The sequence below is a fragment of the Wansuia hejianensis genome (assembly GCF_014337215.1).
Classification (GTDB): Bacteria; Bacillota; Clostridia; order Lachnospirales; family Lachnospiraceae; genus Scatomonas; species Scatomonas hejianensis.
Genome location: NZ_CP060635.1, coordinates 2356581 through 2372751, shown reverse-complemented (window position 1 = coordinate 2372751; position 16171 = coordinate 2356581). Strand labels below are relative to the sequence as shown.

The window sequence follows — 16171 nt, the reverse complement described above, 5'->3', positions numbered from 1 at the left end:
CTAATCCCTCAGCTCTTTTCCTGTGATTTCCAGGAAGACGTCGTTTAATGTGGGCAATTCCGAAAAGACTCTTCCGAAGGTAACTTCCTGTGATTCCAGATAATGAAGAATCCTGACAAAATTGTGGTGAGCGCTGCTGAGGCTGATTTTCAGCGTCTGATCATTATAAGTGAGGGAAAACACATGCGGCAGGGCCCGGATTTCTGAAAGCTGTTCCTCTCGCAGTGCAACGGCCTCAATCGTTACAGTTTCCCCGGTTTTAATCATAGATTTTAATTCTTCGCTCGTGCCGGAGGCAATGCAGCGGCCGTGGTCCAGGATTGCGATTCTCGTGCAGATCTGCTCTACCTCTTCCATATAGTGGGTGGTGTAAATGATTGTAGAGCCCTGACGGTTTAATTCCTGAATACCCTCCAGGATGCGGTTCCGGCTCTGGGGGTCGACAGCTACGGTCGGTTCATCCAGAATAATCAGCCTGGGCTTGTGGGCGATGCCGCAGGCAATGTTCAGTCTCCGGAGAAGACCACCTGACAGTTGTTTCGGCCGTTTTTTCCGGAAATCTTCCAGACCTGCAAAAGTAATGGCTTCTTCTACCAGCGCCTTCCGCTTTTCCTTGTCTGTTACATAAAGACTGCAGAAATAATCTATATTTTCATAAACAGACATCTGTTCAAAGACTGCCACATTCTGAAGCACTACGCCAATCTGCCTTTTCGATTCGTAAGAGGCCGGGGTCATGGGTTTGCCAAAGACCTCGATGGTGCCTTTATCATATTTCAGAAGGGCCAGCAGGCAGTTCAGAGCCGTAGTTTTTCCGGAACCGTTGGGGCCGAGAAGTCCGAAGATTTCCCCTTCCTTGATCTGCAGGTTCAGATGGTCCAGCGCCAGCAGATCGCCGTAGCGCTTCACCAGATTTTCGATTTTAATCATAAAAACTCCTCCTTATCTTTGCCGCATCCGTCTGCAGGGTCATGATGTATGATAGGCAGGCGGATGGTTCAGGGACTGCTTGATATGATTAAAGTTTAACGGAAAAAATGATTGAGCGGTAGTGAAGAATGTCAGGAAACCGTATGACAAATGTCACATTCAGCCTTGCTTCCGGGTAATCGTGGAAGATATCCTTGTCATAGATTTGGAAATGCGTTAATATGAGCACAGAATGGAAATTATCTATTAGAGGATATGAATATGAGAAGGTTGGCGGATAAGGGGTTTTTAACCATATATGGAATAGCGGCCGTTTTATTTGTGCCGGTAACGCCGGTGTATGTCACGGGGTTTTTTTGGGCTGTGGCTGTGTCGGCCTGTGCGGCGTTTCTGGAAAAGCGGACGGCGGCGGCGGTATTGTTGGGTGGTTATTGCGCGGGTGCGGTTATCTGGCCGGGTATGGTATGTTTTTTACCGCTGATCTCTTACGATATTTTGAGATGGAGGCTGTATCTATTGCTGGTTCTGGTTGCGCCGGCTATGGCCCAGAGCGGCGGTGCGGGCATAGAAATGATCATATTCCTGCTGCTGGGAATTGGAGCTGCAATGCTGCTGGAGGTGAAAAGCACGCAGTTGGAAATAAAGGAAGAGAAGCTAAAGAAAATCCGGGATGACAGTGCAGAGAGGAACCTGCTTCTGAAAGAGAAGAATAAAGAACTGCTTGAGAAACAGGATTATGAGATTTATACGGCTACCTTAAGGGAGCGTAACCGGATCGCCAGAGAGATTCATGATAATGTGGGTCACCTGTTGTCGAGGACGATATTGATAACAGGCGCGCTGAAGGCAGTGAATAAGGATGCGACGGTGGGGGAGCCTTTGGCTCAGCTTGAGAATTCTCTTAACCAGGCCATGGACAGCGTCAGAAAAAGTGTTCACGATATCCATGATGATTCTGTAGATCTACAGAAGGCAGTGGAAGGGTTGATCCTGGAATTTCAGTTCTGCCGGGTGGGGCTGGAATATGATATGGATATGGACGTCCCGAGAACGGTTAAGTATTGTTTATTGTCAATTCTGAAGGAGGCTCTGGTTAATGTGGCCAAGCACAGCGATGCTACAGAAGTGCATGTGCTGATGCGGGAGCATCCGGCGCTTTATCAGATGAAGATACAGGATAATGGCTCCGGAGCCGGGATAGCTGAGAAAACAGGAGGAATAGGGCTTTTAAACATGAAGGAGCGGGTAAAGGCCCTGGATGGAAACATTCAGATTAGCAGAGACCACGGCTTCGGAATATTTATAACTATACCGAAAGAGGGGTAAACTATGAGAGTAGTAGTGGTAGATGATGATCCGCTGATTACCATGGCGTTGAAGACAATACTGGAAGCAGACCCGGAGGTGGAGGTCTGCGCAGAAGGGAGCAGCGGCCTGGAGGGTGTGAAGCTGTACCGGCAGGAACGTCCGGATGTGCTGCTGATGGATATACGGATGAAGGAAATGAATGGTCTGGAAGCTTCAGCCAGGATTCTCAGGGAGTTTCCGGAGGCCCGGATTTTACTGCTGACCACATTCCTGGACGATGAATATATTATCCGGGCAATCAGGACCGGCGCCAGAGGATATCTGCTGAAACAGGACTATGGAAGTATTCTGCCGTCTCTTCGGGCTGTGTGCACCGGTCAGACGGTGTTTGGCAATGAGATTACGGCTAAGATACCGGATCTTTTGAAAAAAAAGGGAAATTTTAATTATGAAGTCCATGGGCTTCTGGAGCGGGAGTATCAGCTGATCTGCCTGGTTGCGGAAGGTTTGTCTAACCGGGAAATTGCAGAGCAGATGTATCTAAGCGAAGGTACGGTCAGGAATTATCTCAGCAGTATCCTGGACAAACTGGAGCTTAGGGACCGGACGCAGCTGGCAATCTTTTATTACAGGAATTTGCCCTGAATCGCCAGATGCTTCCAGAAAAAGCTTGAACTGGCCGGAGAAAAAGGTTACTATATAAAAAGAATTCTGAAGGAGGTACTGGTGAGTGCTTGACGTGTTAAATGATTTTATGACTAAATTCGGCCAGGTTGCGGTAGTGTTTTCTGTAGCGTTTGCTCTTCTGCAATGCTTTTTGGGCTATCGCCTGCTGAAGGTATGGGTTACCGTGATCGGTTTCCTGGTGGGATTTGCGCTCGGATTCGGCATATCCTCAGTGCTGATCAAAGGAGAAGCATATCTTCCCGCGGTAATCGGACTTGTGGCAGGTATTTTGCTTGGGCTGATTGCTTTCAAGCTCTATCTTGCGGGAGTGTTTGTTTTCTGTGGTTTTATCGCTTTTGCAGCGGTTAGGACGATTCCCCTTCCCGATGAACAGGTATGGAATATCGTACTGATGGTATTGGCAGTGGCTGCGTTTGTGGTGGCTGGAATACTGGCGGTAAAATTTTCGAGGCCCTGTATTATTGCTATTACGGCGGTCAGCGGCGCTTTCAATGCCGTTCATTCCCTGAAGACGCCCATACCGGTTCTGGGTTCCAATTATGCGCTGGGTCTTGTGGTGACGCTTGTGATTGCTGCCCTGGGAATAGCCGTGCAATTTGCGACGACGAAAGAAGTGAGCAGGAGAAGAAGATAAAAGGAATAGCGGAATGCTGAACTGCTGCCAGGGATACTGTGATGAGGCGAAAATAGGTTGACACCCGAAACTGCAGATGATAGTATAATATATAGTTTTGAAAACTACATCATAAGGTGTGGAAATATAAAATTTGGAGATTAGAAAATATGTCAGATTATGTGATTACCTGTTGTTCAACTGCAGATATGGCCCCAGAATTCTTTGAAGAGCGGGGGATTCCCTATGCCTGTTTTCATTTTACCATGGATGGCAAGGAGTATCCGGACGATATGGGGAAATCAATGGCACTGGATGAATTCTACAGAAGAATATCGGCAGGGGCCACGCCGGTCACTTCCCAGGTGAATGAAGAAGATTATATGAAGCTGTTTGAACCATTCCTGATCCAGGGTAAGGATGTGCTCCACATCACGCTTTCCAGCGGAATCTCCGGAACCTATAATGCGGCCAGCATTGCGAAGCAGCGTCTGGAAGAGAAATATCCGGAGAGGAAGGTAACTCTCGTGGATTCACTGGGTGCCTCATCGGGTTATGGGATGCTGGTAACCATAGCGAAGGATCATCAGGACGCCGGGATGTCCTACGGGAAGAATGTGGAAGAGCTGGAGAAAATCAAGCTCCATATTCATCATTGGTTTTTTTCCACGGATCTGAGCAGCTATTTCCGTGGAGGGAGGATCTCAAGAACTTCAGCGATTTTCGGTACAGTTCTGAATATTTGCCCTCTGTTGAACATGAATACGGAAGGAAAGCTGATTCCCAGGAAGAAATACCGCGGGAAAAAGCGAGTGATGGAAGAGATTGTGAAGCGCATGGAAGAACATGCGGAGGGCGGTCATAATTACTCGGGAAAGTGTTATCTGTCACAGTCGGCATGCTATAAAGACGCCCGGGAGGTAGCGGATGTGATTGAAGAACGTTTTCCAGCGCTCAGAGGGAAAATTATCATCAACAATGTAGGAACGGTGATCGGTTCCCATACGGGGCCGGGGACGGTTGCGTTGTTCTTCCTGGGCGATATGCGGGAAAAATAAGTAATCCAACAGGGCAGTTTAGAATTCTTCCGGATTCTGAACTGCCCTGTTTATGAAACGGTAAATATAAAATTTTTTTCAGAATGGTGGACTTCTGTAAAAAATTTGCTATACTTAATGGGTGACATGAAATATTCAGGGGTATTAATTGGAGGAGGCTGTACATGATGGATAGCATTGATTATAAAATTTTGAAGATCCTGCAGAAAAATGCCAGGGAAACTGCATCCAATATCAGCAAGGAGATTCATCTCTCTGTCTCTGCAGTGATTGAGCGGATCCGCAAGCTGGAGGAAAATAAAATCATCAAGGAATATACGATCATTGTTGATGAGAAACGCACAGGGAACGCAATGACAGCTCTGATGGAAGTGAGTCTGGGGAATCCGAAATATTTTGACAGCTTTTCAGAGGCCATCAACAGTATGGATACGATTGTATCCTGCTATTACCAAACGGGGGATTTCGATCTTCTGCTGAAGATATCCTGTGAGTCTTCAGACGAGCTGGAACATATTCACAGGGAAATCATGAGCTTGGACGGTGTGTCCGATACCAGGACCCATGTAGTGCTGAAGAATGTCAAGAATATTTATTCAGCGATCAGAAAACCGGAGAAGCGGTGAGGCAGCGCCTCCCAGATGAAAGAAGGAAAGATCATGAGCGACTATCTGAGATGCTATGCAGAAGTATCTTTGCCTGCGATAGGACATAACATTGCTGAAGTGAGAAAAAGAATTGCCCCGGATGTAAAGCTTTTGGCTGTAATCAAGGCTGACGCCTATGGACACGGGGCGGTAACGGTGGGAAAATATCTGGAAGACCGGGTGGATTATTTTGCAGTGGCCACTCTGGAGGAGGCGGTGGAACTGCGGGAGCACGGGATACAGCTGCCGGTGCTGATCCTGGGATATACGTCGCCGCAACAATATGAGGATGTGGTGGCTTATGACATCACTCAGACGATCTATAGCCGGGAGACGGCGGAGCTGCTGGATGCGGCTGCCGCGAATCAGGGGAAAAAGGCTAAGATACACATTGCCCTGGATACCGGGATGACCCGGATTGGCTTTCAGGCGGCAGAGCCTGACGCAGATGAGATCAAAGGAATCTCCTGCCTGGAACATATTGACCTGGAAGGGATGTTTACGCATTTTTCCTGCGCGGATCAGGTGGATAAGACGTACTGTTCTTCACAGCTGGAGAAGTTCGACCGTATGGCAGCCATGCTGGAACGGCGGGGAGTGGACATACCGGTTAAGCATGTGTGCAACAGCGCCGGCATCATGGAATTTGATGATTACAGATACGACATGGTGCGGTCGGGGATCGTGACATACGGACTTTATCCGTCTGAGGCAGTGCAAAAGGAACAGCTGGACCTGATCCCCGCCCTGGCGTGGAAAAGCCATGTGATCCATGTCAAAGATGTGGGGCCGGGGCTTGGAGTGAGCTATGGCGCTACCTATGTGACCAGCGGGCCGTTGACGAGGATTGCCACGGTATCTGTGGGGTATGCCGACGGATATCCCAGGGCTCTTTCTTCCAGAGGGCGGGTCCTGATTCACGGGCAGTACGCGCCGATACTCGGGCGTGTCTGCATGGATCAGATCATGGTGGATGTTACGGGGATACCGGAAGTGAAGACTGAAGATGTGGTAACTCTGGCAGGACGTGACGGGGACAACTTTATCTCCCTGGAGGAAATTGCAGATCCGGCAGGCAGATTTAATTATGAGATGGCCTGCGGCATCAGCAAGCGCGTGACAAGAATATATCAGGAAGAATAGGCGGCAGGATATCATCTGGCCCTGGATACCGGAATCCTGGGATATAATGAAACCGTAAGACTCCTGTCAATGTGCGCTGCGCTGGGTAATGGGCCTTTCGCGGCAGATTAAAAGGCAGTTGGGTAATAGAATCGTTGAAAGAAAGAGACAGACCGGTGGAGATTCAATGCTTTGAAAAAGCTAGAATTTCACAGGGCTGTCTCTTTCTTAAGTTTTAGGAGGCTAATATCGGAATGATCCGATTGCCTCCTCTTTTTAACTTAAGTTTTAAAGCTTAGATTTTTATTCCTGGTCATATGCTGCTTCGGGTTCCTCCCATGTGCGGGAAGTGGGGCATTTCCACAGATACAGCCTGTTTCCTGAGGGATCATTGACATAAGCGGAGGATGTCCAGCCTTCGGTTTCTTCAGGAATTCCGTCAACTAACACGGCGCCTTTTGACTCCATCATTTTCAGCGTGTCTTCGAGGGGCTTCCACATATCAATTTCCAGCATGCAAACGATGGGTTCCAGCTCGCCGTCTGCTTTGTGGCACATAGCGTTCATATGTCCGGGCGTGGCGCCCTCGTAGGTTTCGTAGCTCGGACCGGTTGCAATCAGGAGTGTCGGGCTGGCGCTTCCCTTGGGCTGGCCTCCGGCAGCTTCCGGCAGCTCAAACATATCCCATCCGAATACGTTTACGACGAATTTGTGCCAGCGCTCATAGTCGAGATAGGAATAGGTGATAAAACGAAGGCGGCCATGAAGATCCTTTTTTGGGTATTTTTTTGGCGCTCTTCCAGGATACCTGTTCGGGTCGGCAAGGGCTGTGGAAACATAGGGCTCGATTTTTTCAGGACGTTTGGAAAGGTAAAGAGCCTCAGGAAGCGACCAGTCCATATCTGCGGGAGTTTCCCAGAGATAGAGGATATTACCTTCGCTGTCTTTGATCATAACATATGTATTTCCGGCCGCTTCATATTTCTCTGAAAGCACTTCTCCGCCATATTTGACAACATTTTCAAGAGTCTCCTCCATATTGTCAATTTCAACAACAAAGCTGGCTTGCTGTACTGCGTGCCCGCTGGCCTTTGACTTCAGAAAACCGTATCCGAAAGAAGGAACGCTGGGTTCCCAGTTGGCATTTCCGGGGCCTGTCGCGCAGTACATGAGCGGATTGGCGGGATCGGTGTTTTCCACATTGATGATATCCCAGTCCATCGCTTCGGCATAGAATTTACGTGTCTTTTCAGCGTCGTCATAGGGAAGGACAAAGCGGCGGATTCTGCCCTGCATGCTTTGTGGTTTAAAGTGCTTGGGATGATGGAAGCGGATATCCATAGGATCCCAGTCAGGATCGGGGACAGGGAAGTCCACATGAATTCTGCGGGCTTCAATACTGCCGTTCCAGGGCTCTTCCAGGTACTGTGATTTTGGAGAACCGCAGGCGGGACATTCCGCGGGAACATCTTTTTCATCGACAGCAAACGGAAATCCGCAGGTAAAACAAGTATAGATTTTTTTCATTGTTGTGCCTCCTTTAGCTTGTTGGTTAACATTACTAAATAAGTGATGTTTTTATGAAAGTAACACAGACAAAATAACGAGTGCAAGGGAGAAAAAACTCCTCATGTAATATAAAAATTACAAAAAATAAAAACTGTCTCATTATTAATAAAGTCTTGTCAAAACGGACAAAATCCAGGAAATATTATGAAATAAAATTTGTATAAAATGTATAATTGACCGTTAAGTAACACAACGATTTAAATTAAAAACAGAAAACACAATACACTTGGCTGCAGCAAGTGCGGCTAAATATGTGAAAGGCAGGATGAAACGTATATGAAAATCGGAGTTTTGTTTCGTCAGATTCAAGAGGTTCCGCCTGAAAACCGGGAACTGCAAAAGGAGCTTGAACACAGAAGTGATTTGGCAGCGTTACGGCTTGGCATACCGCTCCCCGTGAGGCTAACGCCTTTTACAGGCAGCCTGAAGTCCACCGTACGGGTGCATGAGCGGGAATATGATTCCATCGCTGAATTCACGAGCCTGCATGAAAAATGGCTCAGGGATGAAGAATGCCAGAGAATCGCCAGGGAATGGGAGCTCGTGTATCGCTGGCAGAAGCAGGAGATACTCTATATCGATGATCCGTCAAGGCCTGTGATTCCCTGGCTGCAGATGGCCGCCGTACAGGATTACCAGCCCAAATATACCGTAAACCCAAATTACAAAATGCCGGAGAAGCAGGAGAATTACACTGGCTGACAGTGAGGAGTGATGAATATGAGAATCGTATACAGACAGATACAAAACATCCCTTTTGAAATGTGGATGAAGGAACTGGAACTGGAGCATATCACAGATGAGGAGGAGGCCAGGCTGGGACATCCGATGCCCAAAAGATACCGCTATTACAGCGGCGGGGAAAATTCCCAGACCCGCGTGCATGAAAGAGTCTATGAGGATTTTGAACAATTTGGAAGGCTGTTTGAGGAATGGGCGGAGGATGAGACCGGGCAAAAGCTGGAAATTGAGCGCCACAATTATTACAACTGGGAAAGAGAAGAATTGTATCTGATAGACGATCCGGCCGATGTCGGAAAACTAAGGAAAGAGCTCGAAGCGATGAGCAGGATGGCGGAGGAAGAATGAAACATGAAAAAAGATATTATAAAATCGGCGAATTTGCTGAAATGTGCGGAACAAAAAAATCTACCCTGCAGTATTACGCCAGGGTGGGAGTGCTGCAGCCAGCGTTGATCGGCGAGAACGGATACTTTTATTACGAGTTGTCTCAGATTTACATTTTTGAAGCTATTTATGCGATGCGGGTGATGCAGATTCCACTGGAGGAAATCAAGGAATATCTGAAGGAGCGCAATCCCGGCAGATGTGTGGAGATGCTGAAAAGCAGGCTTGCGAAGCTTGAAGAACAAAAGAAGGTGATTGAACGGACCGAGAATCTGATTAAAAGGTCTCTGGAGGAAAGTGAAGCGGCGCTCAGCGCGAAATGCGATGAGTTCGAGTTTGTGACCTTTCACGAGGATGCGCCCTATTACGCCTATACATTTCATGACAGGCTGGCGGCAAACTATAGAGCACTGAAAAACGCCAGAAAATGGATCACTCATTGCAGAGATAACGGATATAACGAAAGCTTGCGTGTCAGCGAATTTGTAATGCCCAAACACGTCAGGGACGGCAGCTTCGAGAAAACCTACGGAGCATTCAAAATGTTTGATGAGAACTCGTCAGACAGAGATACGGATGGAAATATATTCATCAGGCCCAAGGGGATTTATGTGACAGCCATCAGGCATAGCAGCGGAACCGACATTCCTTCAGTGTACAGGGCACTGGTGCAATATGCGGTTGAAAACGGGTATGAACCGTGTGGGATAGCCTTTGAAGAGGACCTGATGAATCAGATGATCGACCAGAACAGAGATAATTACCTGGTACAGTGTTATGTGCAGGTCCGTAAAGTGTAACACACAAGTGACGAAATGAAAAAAATGTCACATTTATCAGAGAAGTCCCGGATATTGTATATTGAAAATGCACATATAAATTTATATTATTATAAAAAACATAAACAAAATGCATAAAGGGAGTTTAAAAAATGAAGAAAATCTATACTTGTTTTACATGCGGCTTTCCGTTTGCAGTGGATGAAAGCGAGGTTCCCCAGTGGTGTCCGAGCTGCGGAGCAAATAAAGATCAGTATCTGTCTGAGCCGTGGAATGGGAGTATCGAGACGAGAAGGATCCATGTAGATCCTCCGCTGGCGGATAACAACTGGGATCCGATGGATTACTCCTATCATATAGCAAAAGATTTTGCCGACTTAAAGGGAGAGGGAAGAATCCGCCGCTGGATTATGAGATACGACGATCCGGATGTGTCGAGAGCGTTTTATGAAAAAGTATTTGGATGGGATATTGTCAGTACGGCAGGCTCTGATAAAAATGAGCCGCTGATGTATTGCGCCACTGGCCCTGGAACGCCTGACTGGGAGCCGAGGGTTCCCTCCTTCGGATACGGATACCTCACTCCGAAAAAAGGAATTTCATCCCCCTCGTTTGTTGTCGAGGTGAAAAATATTAAAAAGACCCTTGAAAAAATACCAGCTCTCGGTGGAAGGGTGCTTGCAGCCAGTATGGAGATAGAGGGAGAAACCTGCGCGGCTGTCGAGGACTCAGAGGGCAATCCCTTTTATCTCTGGGAAATAGAAGGAACACAAAAGCAGGCCGTGAATCCTGGAAGACCTCCTAAAAAATTTACAGCAAAGGATCTGCACGGGAGAACCAGATGCTATGTGATGTCCTACAAAGAAAGGGACCGCTTTATCAGATTTTATACTACTTTATTCAAATGGGATATGATCGAGGCCCCGGAAGCGGCCAGCGGAGTAAAGCCGGGAGATCCCCATCCGATGCTGATCTGCGCAACAGGGCCAAGCCAGCCTGATTATGAAGGCGCGGTGGCGGGACATATGACCATGTTTGTACATCACGCGCCGGAGGAACTGTTTACGCCCGGACCGTTTATGGAAATACATATGGATCAGCCGCTGGATGAAACACTGAAAATGATTACAGACAACGGCGGAAAGATCATTACTGATAAAAAACGCTCCGCATTTGCGAAAGAGCCCACCGACGAGGGCTGGCTTGTTACGGCTGTTGCGGAGGACCCGGCCGGTAATCTGCTTTATCTGTGGAAATGCCCTCCGTCAAGAACCTGGGAGGAACCTGAGACGGATTACGACAGAGAGTAACTTATAAAACACATGAAGGAGGCTGAGCAATGACAACAAAGACCACTTATCCCAACACCGGCAGAGCGCCGAAAAAGTTTACGGCGAAAAGTCTGCACGGAAGAACGAGACTTATGTTTGTAACCTATAAGGAACTGAGACGTTTCCAGAATTTCTGCATCCATGTATTCGGATGGGACATGATCGAGACGCCTGAGGCAGCCAGCGGAAAACCGGCGGGAGATCCCCATCCGGGCATGCTGATCGCCACAGGACCTGCGCAGTACGACTATGAAGGCGTTACGCCGGGGCATATGAATCTGTTCACACACTGGGCGCCCGGAATACTCAATAAAATCGGGCCGTTTATGGAGATAGACATGGAGCGCCCGCTGGAGGAAACCATTGAGAAAATTCTCGGCCACGGCGGGAAACTGATACTGGATAAGTCCAAAGCGGTGGTTGCAAAGCCGTTGGACGACAGCAAGCAGAGCTGGGAGCCTCACGCGGTGATCGAAGATCCGGCAGGAAATTACCTCTATCTGTGGAAATGCCCGTCATCCCGAACCTGGGACGAGCTTGAAACGGAATACGACGAGGAAGAAGGCTGAAGCAGTTATCTGTACATAGAAATGAATACGGCAAGGAGAAAGAATATGAAAAAAATATATACATGTTTTGCGTGTGGATTTCCCATCGCGTTTGAAGAAACAGAGGTTCCGAAGGCATGCCCCGGATGCGGCGCTCCCCGTTCACAGTTCTTGGAGGAGCCGTGGTGCGGAAGTATCGACAAGAGAAGAATCCATGTGGATCCGCCCGTGGTAGATCCCGACAGAGACCCCTTTGACCTTTCCTTCCATCCGGCCAAAGATTTTATTCCTCAGAAGGGAGACGGCCGGGTGAGGAGATGGATTATGCGGTATCACAAAGGCCAGGCGGAAGAGATGCGTTCCTTTTATGAGGATCTTTTTGGCTGGGATATCATCGATGTAGAAGGTACCGATCCTGAAAATCCGGTCATGTACTGTGCAACCGGTCCCGGAACTGCCGACTGGGAGCCGAGAGTCTGTTCCTTCGGATACGGCTTTCTCGTGCCGGTCAGCGAGGAGTGGGGCGATCAGCCGTGCTTTATCGTGGAAGTCAAAGATATTGATGAAACAGTCAGAAAAGCTGTGAAATGCGGCGGAAAGCAGGTGAAAGGAAAGTTTGAACTGCTTGGCGATACATATTCGGTGATTGAGGATTCCGAGGGCAACCTTTACTGTCTCTGGGAGCTTCCGGACAGTGTTCCGGATTACTGTATTCAAGGCGTGATCAACACAGGAGCTCAATAATTACTCCGTAAATATAGGGAGGAGAAGAGATTGAAGGAAGTAGTATTAAAAGCTGAACATATGTATAAAGATTTTGGCCCCACAAAGGCAGTGACTGATATGACTCTGGAACTGAAACGGGGAGTTGTGACGGGCCTGGTGGGCGAGAACGGTTCAGGCAAATCAACGATTTCAAGTATGATTTCCGGGGTTTATCCGCCGACGAAGGGAACGATGACCTACAAGGGTCAGCCGTACAGCCCTAAATCCGTGCTTGATGCCCGGAAGCAGGGAATCCAGTACCTGACGCAGGAGCAGGGAACAATCGACGGAATGACGGTTGCGGAAAACATGTTTTTGGGTGAAGAGGAATCTCTCGGTAAAAAGGGCATTGTGAATATCAAAAAGATCAATGCAAGAAGTGCTGAGATCCTGAAGGAAAATGGGCTGGAAAATGTAATTCCGACAAAGATGGTGGATGATTATTCTTTTGAGGAGCGAAAGATGATCGAGACGGCACGGGCGCTCAGCCATCAGCCGGAGATCCTGATCATAGATGAGACGACAACCGCCCTCTCTCAGAAGGGCAGGGACAGGATTTATGAAATTATCGCCGAACAAAAGGCAAAAGGAACGGCGGTGCTGATCATTTCTCATGATCTTGACGAGGTGAAACACCTTTGTGACGAAGTGGTCGTGATGCGTGACGGCATTTATATCAACACTCTTACCGGCGGGGATATAGAACCTCACAATATCCGGCAGAATATGATCGGCAGAGAAATCGACGGCTCCTATTACAGAGCCGACTATGAGTGTAGCTACGACGAGGAAGTAGTCTTAGAAGTAAGAAACCTGAGTGTCAGCGGCATCTTCGAGGATATCAGTTTTGAACTTCATAAGGGTGAGATTCTCGGCATCGGAGGCCTCAGCGAATGCGGAATGCACGAGCTGCTGAAGACGGTTTACGGCGCTTTAAAACCCAGCTCCGGAAGCGTGATTCTCAAGAAAAACGGAGTGCAGCTTAAGAATACGACAGTTTCTGTTAAAAATAAGATCGCCTATATCCCCAAGGACAGAGATAAAGAATCCCTTTTCCAGGCGACGAGCATCAAGGATAATATTGTCACCGCGGCGCTGGATAAGTTAAAAAAGGGATTTATCATCACCCCATCGTCTGAAAGGAAAATGGCAGATAAAGAAGCCGCAAACATAGAGGTTAAGATGCGGGATATTGAACAGCAGGTGCGTGATCTCAGCGGAGGAAATAAGCAGAAAGTCGTAATCGCCAAATGGATGGCAAATGATTCCCGGCTGTTTATTATGGATTGTCCCACAAGAGGAATTGATGTGGGCGTCAAGGAAAAAATCTATAAGCTCATGAACAGGCTGAAAAATGAAGGCATCGCTATTCTGATGGTTTCTGAGGAAATGATGGAACTGATCGGAATGGCAGACAGGATTATCACGATGAAAGATGGAAAGCTCAGCAAAGAATTTGAACGTTCCGCAGGGCTTACAGAATCCACGATCATCAGTGCAATCGTCTGAGGAAGGAGAATCATCGACATGATAGATATAATTAGAAAGATTGTCCCGATTGCCGGACTTATTATTCTGTTTGTACTGTTTTCGGTCACTACCAGCGGGATGTTTTTGAAATGGAATAATCTTCAGAGCCTGATCTTGCAGTCTGCAATTACCATGGTGGCGGCAGTCGGTACGGCGTTTGTAATGGCCCATAACAACCTGGATTTCTCATTGGGCGGCGCATGTGCCATGAGCTGTGTGTTCGCTTATTTGATCGTCGGAAATAACCTGTGGCTGTTTTTCCTCATGTGCATCGTGATCGGCGTTTTATGCGGCTTGTTTTCTGCAGTGCTGCATATAAAGGGAAAGGTGCCTGCCTTTATAGCCGGGCTCTGCCTGATGTTCGCGGGCCGCGGAATCGCAGAGAGTGTCTGCTCTACGCAGTCGATGCTGTTGGTTCAGGCGGCAGCGCTGAACCATATTGGGTTTTTTATCATTGTTCTGGTCATAGTGGTGGCTGTGGGGGTCCTTTTGTTCAATTTTACAAAGATAGGAAAATACCAGAAGCTGATCGGAACCAATCCCAAAGCGGCGGAGCTCAGTGGTATCAGTGTATCCAAATATAAAACCATCGCCTTTGTGCTCAGCGGACTGACCCTGGGGATTGCCGCGTGCCTGACGGTTGTGCGAAGCCCCAATATCGTCTCGAGCATTGGTACGAATCTTGAGACAAATGTATTGCTGGCTCTCAGCCTCGGCGGAATGTCGATGACCGGGGGATCTTCATCGAAGATGCGCTCAGCGGTGATAGGTACCTTAATCTTCTACATACTTAATAACGGCCTTACGCTGTGGGGGCTGGACGCCAACTATGTGGATATTGTCAAGGCGGCGTTCTTCCTGTTTACAGTAACGATATCCATAGACCGGTCACAGTATGAAGTGATCGTCTGAGATATAAAAAACAAAAAGGAGAGAAAAGAAAATGAAAAAAAGAATTCTTGCCATAGTGATGGCAGCAGCAATGTGTTTGGGACTCACTGCCTGCGGCGGTTCCGATTCAACGAGTGTATCCGCCGGCACAAGTTCAGCGGATCAGAGCGCGCCGGCGCAGCTCTCAGATGATGGGAACGCTTCATCAGCCGCCGGCGCGGATGCATCAAAGGAAGAGAAAATTAAAATCGGAATGATTTGGTATGGAAATACCGACGCGATGGGCGGGACCTTTTATTCATGGGCCAATCACGCGGCAGAAATACTCAACGTAGAGCTGATCTGGAAGCTGGGAAGCTACACAACGGCCGATGAGCTTACAGACTGTGAAAATCTGATCAGCGCTGGATGCCAGGGTATCTATTTTATTCCCATGGATACATCGGCAAATCTTCAGCTGGGAACTGCCTGCCAGAACGCGGGCGTTTACTGGTCCATCAGCAACCGCCAGATTTCTGATGAAGAAATCCTGGCTGCGTGCGAAGCGAACCCGTATTTTGTCAACAGAATTTATGACAACAGCTATGATGTATGTAAGGAGATGGTGAAGGTCCTGGCGGATCAGGGCATCAAAAAGGTATGTGTGCTTACCGGAGATCCCAACGACGGCATGATGGTTGAGAGAAATCAGGGATTTGCGGATGGCTGTGAGGAATACGGCGTGGAGGTTCTGGCGGAATCAAGGCTGGTATCCGGCGACGCCTCGGCGAATGTAAACAGCGTCAACAACTTTCTCACTCTTTACTCTGACATGGAAGGGATACTCGCCGCGTCAGGCACCGCAGGTGTCGGCGAGGGAATTATCACTGCTCTGAACGCATCGGGACGGGAGCCCGGATCTGTTAAGGTAGCCGCATTTGATACCTTTGATGGAAATCAGGAAGCCTTTGAGCAGGGCTGGATCGCGGCGAGCTGCGGCGGTTATACCTCCGAATGCCTGGTTTCCTTCCTTTCACTGGTAAACAGAGTGCGTGGAAATGAGATTTCTGATCAGGTAGCCGTGTGGTCGCTTTCCCCGCTTCTGATCACGAGCACAGAGGAAATGGAAATCTTCTCAAAGTACGTGGATAACCCGGATGTACAGCTTTACAGCGATGAACTGATCAAAAGCCTCGTAGGACCGGATGTGACCGCAGAGGATTATCAGGCAGTCCTTGACGACTGGAACATCGAATTTGTAAAAGAGGCTGTTGGAATCTGATCAG

The 16171-nt window shown here is 48.2% G+C and carries 17 protein-coding genes; 15 read left to right on the top strand and 2 right to left on the bottom strand.

Annotation, left to right across the window (positions count from 1 at the left end):
* Complete coding sequence (locus H9Q79_RS11010; protein WP_118642970.1) at positions 1 to 930, bottom strand: ABC transporter ATP-binding protein; 930 nt, start codon at positions 928 to 930, stop codon at positions 1 to 3.
* A gap of 261 nt (positions 931 to 1191) precedes the next feature.
* On the opposite strand from H9Q79_RS11010, the gene H9Q79_RS11005 reads away from it, so the two are divergent.
* The 6 genes from H9Q79_RS11005 (at position 1192) to alr (ending at position 6386) form a co-directional block, all read left to right on the top strand.
* The gene (locus H9Q79_RS11005; RefSeq protein ID WP_249328290.1) at positions 1192 to 2256 is read left to right on the top strand and encodes a sensor histidine kinase; all 1065 of its coding nucleotides are present in this window, start codon (positions 1192 to 1194) and stop codon (positions 2254 to 2256) included.
* A 3-nt stretch (positions 2257 to 2259) separates the two neighbouring features.
* Positions 2260 to 2883: a response regulator transcription factor gene (locus tag H9Q79_RS11000; RefSeq protein ID WP_118642972.1), complete on the top strand. Its 624-nt coding sequence runs from the start codon at positions 2260 to 2262 to the stop codon at positions 2881 to 2883.
* Positions 2884 to 2968: 85 nt separating this feature from the next.
* Entirely contained in the window at positions 2969 to 3559 is a 591-nt protein-coding gene (locus H9Q79_RS10995) for a TM7S3/TM198-like domain-containing protein (protein WP_118642974.1), read from the top strand.
* A 149-nt stretch (positions 3560 to 3708) separates the two neighbouring features.
* Complete coding sequence (locus H9Q79_RS10990) at positions 3709 to 4596, top strand: DegV family protein (RefSeq protein ID WP_118642976.1); 888 nt, start codon at positions 3709 to 3711, stop codon at positions 4594 to 4596.
* 167 nt (positions 4597 to 4763) lie between these two features.
* On the top strand, positions 4764 to 5222 hold the full coding sequence (locus tag H9Q79_RS10985) for an Lrp/AsnC family transcriptional regulator (RefSeq protein ID WP_118643060.1): 459 nt from the start codon (positions 4764 to 4766) through the stop codon (positions 5220 to 5222).
* A 33-nt stretch (positions 5223 to 5255) separates the two neighbouring features.
* Entirely contained in the window at positions 5256 to 6386 is a 1131-nt protein-coding gene (gene alr / locus H9Q79_RS10980) for an alanine racemase (protein WP_249329714.1), read from the top strand.
* Between the two features lie 282 nt (positions 6387 to 6668).
* On the opposite strand, the gene H9Q79_RS10975 is transcribed toward alr, so the two are convergent.
* Positions 6669 to 7892 carry a VOC family protein gene (locus tag H9Q79_RS10975; protein ID WP_249328289.1) on the bottom strand — a complete coding sequence of 408 codons (1224 nt, stop codon included), beginning with the start codon at positions 7890 to 7892 and terminating at the stop codon, positions 6669 to 6671.
* Positions 7893 to 8210: 318 nt separating this feature from the next.
* Between H9Q79_RS10975 and H9Q79_RS10970 the strand changes: the two genes are divergently transcribed.
* From H9Q79_RS10970 to H9Q79_RS10930, 9 genes are all read left to right on the top strand, one after another.
* Entirely contained in the window at positions 8211 to 8636 is a 426-nt protein-coding gene (locus tag H9Q79_RS10970) for a hypothetical protein (RefSeq protein WP_118642984.1), read from the top strand.
* A gap of 18 nt (positions 8637 to 8654) precedes the next feature.
* Positions 8655 to 9023 carry a hypothetical protein gene (locus tag H9Q79_RS10965; RefSeq protein ID WP_118642986.1) on the top strand — a complete coding sequence of 123 codons (369 nt, stop codon included), beginning with the start codon at positions 8655 to 8657 and terminating at the stop codon, positions 9021 to 9023.
* A complete protein-coding gene (locus tag H9Q79_RS10960) occupies positions 9020 to 9862 on the top strand; it encodes a MerR family transcriptional regulator (RefSeq protein ID WP_118642988.1) in 843 nt (280 codons plus the stop codon). Before H9Q79_RS10965 ends, H9Q79_RS10960 begins: the two co-directional genes overlap by 4 nt.
* 131 nt (positions 9863 to 9993) lie before the next feature.
* Positions 9994 to 11151 carry a VOC family protein gene (locus H9Q79_RS10955; protein ID WP_118642990.1) on the top strand — a complete coding sequence of 386 codons (1158 nt, stop codon included), beginning with the start codon at positions 9994 to 9996 and terminating at the stop codon, positions 11149 to 11151.
* A 29-nt stretch (positions 11152 to 11180) separates the two neighbouring features.
* Positions 11181 to 11741 (top strand): VOC family protein, encoded by a 561-nt coding sequence (locus H9Q79_RS10950; RefSeq protein ID WP_249328288.1) that lies wholly within the window; start codon positions 11181 to 11183, stop codon positions 11739 to 11741.
* Positions 11742 to 11786: 45 nt separating this feature from the next.
* Positions 11787 to 12464 carry a VOC family protein gene (locus H9Q79_RS10945; RefSeq protein ID WP_147371407.1) on the top strand — a complete coding sequence of 226 codons (678 nt, stop codon included), beginning with the start codon at positions 11787 to 11789 and terminating at the stop codon, positions 12462 to 12464.
* A 30-nt stretch (positions 12465 to 12494) separates the two neighbouring features.
* Complete coding sequence (locus H9Q79_RS10940; RefSeq protein WP_249328287.1) at positions 12495 to 13994, top strand: sugar ABC transporter ATP-binding protein; 1500 nt, start codon at positions 12495 to 12497, stop codon at positions 13992 to 13994.
* A gap of 18 nt (positions 13995 to 14012) precedes the next feature.
* The gene (locus H9Q79_RS10935) at positions 14013 to 14927 is read left to right on the top strand and encodes an ABC transporter permease (RefSeq protein ID WP_249328286.1); all 915 of its coding nucleotides are present in this window, start codon (positions 14013 to 14015) and stop codon (positions 14925 to 14927) included.
* A gap of 31 nt (positions 14928 to 14958) precedes the next feature.
* Entirely contained in the window at positions 14959 to 16167 is a 1209-nt protein-coding gene (locus H9Q79_RS10930) for a sugar ABC transporter substrate-binding protein (RefSeq protein ID WP_118643000.1), read from the top strand.
* The last annotated feature ends 4 nt before the right edge of the window (positions 16168 to 16171 follow it).